Source organism: Arthrobacter sp. NQ4, from assembly GCF_029077345.1.
Classification (GTDB): domain Bacteria; phylum Actinomycetota; class Actinomycetes; order Actinomycetales; family Micrococcaceae; genus Arthrobacter.
In genome coordinates this window covers 1-4,803 of the sequence record NZ_JARETC010000025.1, presented here as the reverse complement: position 1 = coordinate 4,803, position 4,803 = coordinate 1, and the positions used below count along the sequence as shown (strand labels likewise).

The window sequence follows — 4,803 nt, the reverse complement described above, 5'->3', positions numbered from 1 at the left end:
TTACATACATAATCGGTATCAACAAACTTGGCACACTATTGAGTTCTCAAACAACAGACACACCCGGCACCACCCAAACCAACGTTCAGGATCGCTCCGGAGCAACTTTTCAAACTTACCCGATCCCACCCGGCTTTGCAAACCACGTTTCCGTGACCCAAAACCTCCAGGATCAGCCCCCACCCAACAACAGCACGCACAAAAAGCGAACCATTTTCCAGGCCGTTCAAAAAGGGGGGTTGGCCGCTATTTTTCCGCTTCAGCGGCGGCGACTCAGAAAACAATACCCGCACACAACCCCCACCGCAAATCGAACCAAACCCTACCCCAGGGGCCTCCTAAACCCCGGAATACCGCGGTTTTTGGCTGCTTAGGCGGGGGTTTCGGCCCCTCCGGCGCCAGTTTGCCGGCTTTATGGAGTGGCTCACATCTGCTGCAGGCCGTTCCCGGTCACCCGGAGGACCACGTCGAAGGCCGCCGTCCGGGGCTTCAGGCGGTATGGCTCCAGCACGCCCGGCCCGCACGCTGCTGTGCCCACACCCCTCATGGCATGGTCAAGGTAGATGTAGGTGCGCCCGTCCGGAATGAGATCCGGCCTGTGGGTTGCTGCTGCCAGGGCCTGCATGCTGTACGGCCGGACTGTCAGCGCAAAGGGCGTACCGGAAACGTGCAGCTCCCTGCCACCCGTGCTCAATACCGCGGACCGCACTCCTGACCGGGCCCCCGACTCCTGGGGGCGGACGTACTCCACGTCCAGGCCGGCAAGGGGCAGCTCGAACCATCCTGTCCGGGTGCCCTGCCCGGTGTCCGGGTAACTCTGGTGCGGGCCCTGGCCGAACCAGCCCACGGTGGTTGTCCCGGCGCCCAGCACAAGCTCCAGCCCGATCCGAGCCCACTCCACCTCAAAGCCGGCGTTGACCCACTCCCCTACCGGCGTGACATGGGTCCGCAATGCCAGGGAGCCGGCCCCGCTGGTCCACTCATAGTCGACCAACACTCCGAACTGCTTGTCCGCCGCCCCCATGCGCGTGCTGACGCGAAGGTGCTCGCCGCCGTCGGGCGTTGTTTCGGCGCTGATGCCAAGCAGGCGGGTGTGCAGCCGGTCGAGTCCCGCCTCCTTCCACTGGGTGGCAAGGGGCCGCTCGTCCGCGCTTCCCCACTCCCGGCCAAGGTCGTTGTCCGTGGGTGCCCACCACAGGACCAGGCCCAGCTTTTCCACGGGCAGGCCCCCGATGCAGGTGGGCATGCCGGTGGCCCGGTCGAATACGGCAGGACCCAGCCGGAGTTCCTGGTCGGTGACGTCAACCGGTTCTTCGGCCGGCGGCATGGCGGGTGGCTGCACCGCCCTGACTGCCTGCCCCCACGCCACCTCATGGCCGGCAGCAGCCCAGGCAGTGTCCGAGGCAAGTACGGCACTGACCGTGAGTACGGCCGGCTGGCTCTCCGGCAGGCCCGCCACATACCGGGCCACCTCTGCCGGCAGCTCCACGACGGCCCGGGACTGCGGTGCGAGCGGCGGAACTGCCACCGATCCCTCCAGCTGCGTGCCGCCGTCGTCCTCCACCTTGTATTGGAACCGCAAGGCGGATGTGTCGGCAAAGTCCTGGCCGTTCCGCACGGTGAAGCCGGCCCAGGAGTCTGCCACCCCGATGTGCAGCGGTTCAATCACCTTCTTGAAATCCAGCAGGCCGGGGCGGGGGTTGCGGTCGGCATCCACCAGCCCGTCCGTGACGAAGTTCCCGTCGTGGATCTCCTCACCGAAGTCCCCGCCATAGGCGAAGTGGTGGCCGCCGCCAGGGGAGGGGACGGTGATCCCGTGCTCAAGCCACTCCCAGACGAAGCCGCCCATAAGCCGGGGATACCGTTCGAACAGCTCCTGGTACTCACTCATGCCGCCAGGCCCGTTGCCCATGGCGTGGACGTATTCGCACAGCATGAACGGCATGGCGCGGCGCCGCGCATCGAGTGCGGCATCCTCCAGGGCCGGTTCAATGCCCTGCCCGATGAGCTCCGTCTCGGCCTGGCTGGCGTACATCCGTGAGTAGACGTCCACGTCGGGCGAGGACCAGTCACCTTCGTAGTGGATGGGACGGGACGGATCACGGTCCTTGGTCCAGCGCGACATGGCCGCCAGGTTCCTGCCGGTGCCCGCCTCATTGCCCAGCGACCACATGATCACCGAAGGATGGTTTTTGTCGCGCTCCACCGTCCGCTGCATCCGGTCCACCAGCGCAGCCTCCCACCGCGGATCATCGCTGGGGTTTTGTGCCCAGCCGGCGCTGTGGAAGCCGTGCGTTTCCAGGTCGCATTCAAGGACGACGTAAAAGCCCAGCCGATCCGCCAGCGCAAGGAACTCGGGGTGCGGCGGGTAATGCGAGGTCCTGATGGCATTGATGTTGTGCTGCTTCATCAACCGCAGCTCGGCCTCCACCACATCCCGCGGCACCACGCGACCAAGCCGGGGGTGGTGCTCGTGGCGGTTTACGCCGCGAAGCAGGATCCGCCGGCCGTTCAATTTGAACTGGGCGTCCTCGATGGTGATGCTCCGGAAGCCCAGCTGCAGCGAGCCAGTCTCGCCGGGGGTGCTGACAGTGGCGTCGTAGAGGCGTGGGATTTCAGCGGACCAGGGCTCCACGCCGGGGATTTGCTGCTCCACCCCGGCTGCCAGCTCGAGGCCAAGTTCCGGAACGCGGACGACGGCGTCAATCGCCTGCCCCGAGCGGGTCACCTCAACGCGGAGTGAGCCGGCGCCCGTTCCCGGGTGGTAGCCCGCGTGGACAAAGACATCGTCGATCCCCTGCGCCGGCCGGCCCTGAAGCGTAACGTCCCGGAAGATGCCCGGGAGCCACCACATGTCCTGGTCCTCCACGTAGCTCGAGGCGGAGAACTGAGCCACCCGGATCGCCAGGGTGTTGGTGCCTTCGACCAGGACGCCGGAGACATCGAATTCGTGGGCCAGCCTGCTCCCGCGGGTAGTCCCCAGTTCCACCCCGTTCAGCCACACGGTCCCGGCCGAATCGATGCCATCGAACCGGAGCACGGCGTGCGGGAGGAACTCCGGGCCTGCCTCAAAGGCCACCAGGTGGTCGCCGATGGGATTGGCATCCGGCACGTGCGGGGGTTCCACCGGGAAGGGGAACTGGACATTGGTGTAGGCCGGGGAGCCGTGGCCATGCATGTTCCAGCTCGAGGGGACGGGAAGGGCAGTGAAGCCGGACAGCCCGGTGCCGCGCTGCCACCCGTCGTTGGGCGCGGTTCGGATTCCGGGGCTCAGCCGGAACTGCCATTCCCCGTTCAGTGAGAGCCTGGGCGCGTCGGATTCGAGGTACGCCCGTGCTGGAAGGCTTCCCCGCCCCGGTGCCGGCGAGGCCAACTCCTTGGCCTCCGCGGCACCAAGATCCAGGAAGCGGGAGGGGGCCGTGGCTGTGGCGGCGGAGCCGTAACCGGCAGTTCCGGCTCGGTTGTGCAATGGCATATGTCTTCCTTGGCGGGGAGGAGTACGGTACGTGAACGTTCACGGTGCTGCAGAAGAAGCCTAACCGTTCGATTTCCATTTGAGTAGGGGTCAGGCGGACTGCCGGAGGACAAGCTGATGCCGGAGGGTCAGGAAGGCCTCGGGGCTGCGGTCCTGGACTGCGCCGGAAAGCAAGCCGTCCACGAGTCCGACGGCGGCGCGGCCCACCGCGCGAAGGTCCAGCGAGAGGGTGGTCAGCTCGGGAGTGAGCAGCTCCCCGAGTGGTATCCCGTCCATGCCGATGACCGGACAATCGTCCGGGGCAGACCTGCCAGTTCCCTGGAGCGCCTTCAGTGCGCCTGCTGCCATCAGGTCGTTGAAGGCGAGAATGCCGTCGACGCGCCCCCCGCCCGTCAAGAGCAGGGCGATCGCCGATTTGGCAGCGGCCGCGGACGGCTCCGCCGGCAAGCGGGTGAGGTGCACGCCTGCCTGTTCGGCCTCGGCCGCTGCTGCCGCGCTGCGGCTGCTGGCGTTAGTGCCTTGGTCCGAGTCCAGGAACATGATGTTCCGGCAGCCCCGGGACGACAGGTGCCTGAGGGCGAGCCGGGCAGCGTGACGGTAGTCGAAGGAGATTCCTCCGGCGGTGTCCGTGCCCGGGTAGTCGATGGCGACGACGGGGCGCCGGCCCATCAGCGCCTGCGCTTCGTCAGCGTGCGGCGCAAGGTAGCCGATCAGCGCATCCACTTGGGGTGCAAGCCGGGCAGCGGCAGTTGCGGCGCTGCCGGTGCCATGGCCGTAGTCGTCCATCACTACGTTCCAGCCGCGCTCGGTGGCAGCCTCAACCACGCTGGAGGCGAAGGCCGGAAAATAGGGGTTTGTCAGGTCCGGGATGGCGAGTCCTACAGAAGTCCGGGCGCCCTGCACCAGGCCCTTCGCAAAACGGCTGGGGATGTACCCCATTTCCGCCGCAAGTCCCTGAACCCGTTCCCTGGTTTCCCGGCTGATGCCGGCCATGTCATTCATGGCGCGTGTCACGGTCTGTCGTGAAACACCGGCTGCAGCTGCCACATCCAGGATGGTGGCCCGCTTGCCCCTGGGTCCTTGGATCTGGGGGGTCATAGACGGTAAGTCTAGGCGGCTGAGCCACATGCGCCAGTAAATGTGGCTGGTGAGCGCGGGTTTTGGGGACCGTACCTGATGGAACAGCCCAGGAATGTTTTGTGTGTTAAATGTGGGAGGCCCCAACCGTGTGGTTGGGGCCTCGACCATTAATAGTTGTTCCGGCGGTGACCTACTCTCCCACACCCTCCCGGGTGCAGTACCATCGGCGCTGTGGGTCTTAGCTTCCG

General features: G+C 66.1%; 2 protein-coding genes and 1 rRNA gene. All 3 read right to left on the bottom strand.

Going from position 1 to position 4,803, the window contains the following annotated elements; all coding sequences use genetic code 11:
• Nucleotides 1-424 precede the first annotated feature (424 nt).
• The gene (locus PUN51_RS20595; protein WP_275182380.1) at nucleotides 425-3,475 is read right to left on the bottom strand and encodes a glycoside hydrolase family 2 TIM barrel-domain containing protein; all 3,051 of its coding nucleotides are present in this window, start codon (nucleotides 3,473-3,475) and stop codon (nucleotides 425-427) included.
• Between the two features lie 90 nt (nucleotides 3,476-3,565).
• Entirely contained in the window at nucleotides 3,566-4,573 is a 1,008-nt protein-coding gene (locus PUN51_RS20590) for a LacI family DNA-binding transcriptional regulator (protein ID WP_275182378.1), read from the bottom strand.
• Nucleotides 4,574-4,732: 159 nt separating this feature from the next.
• A 5S ribosomal RNA gene (gene rrf / locus PUN51_RS20885) occupies nucleotides 4,733-4,803 on the bottom strand; the annotation flags it as partial.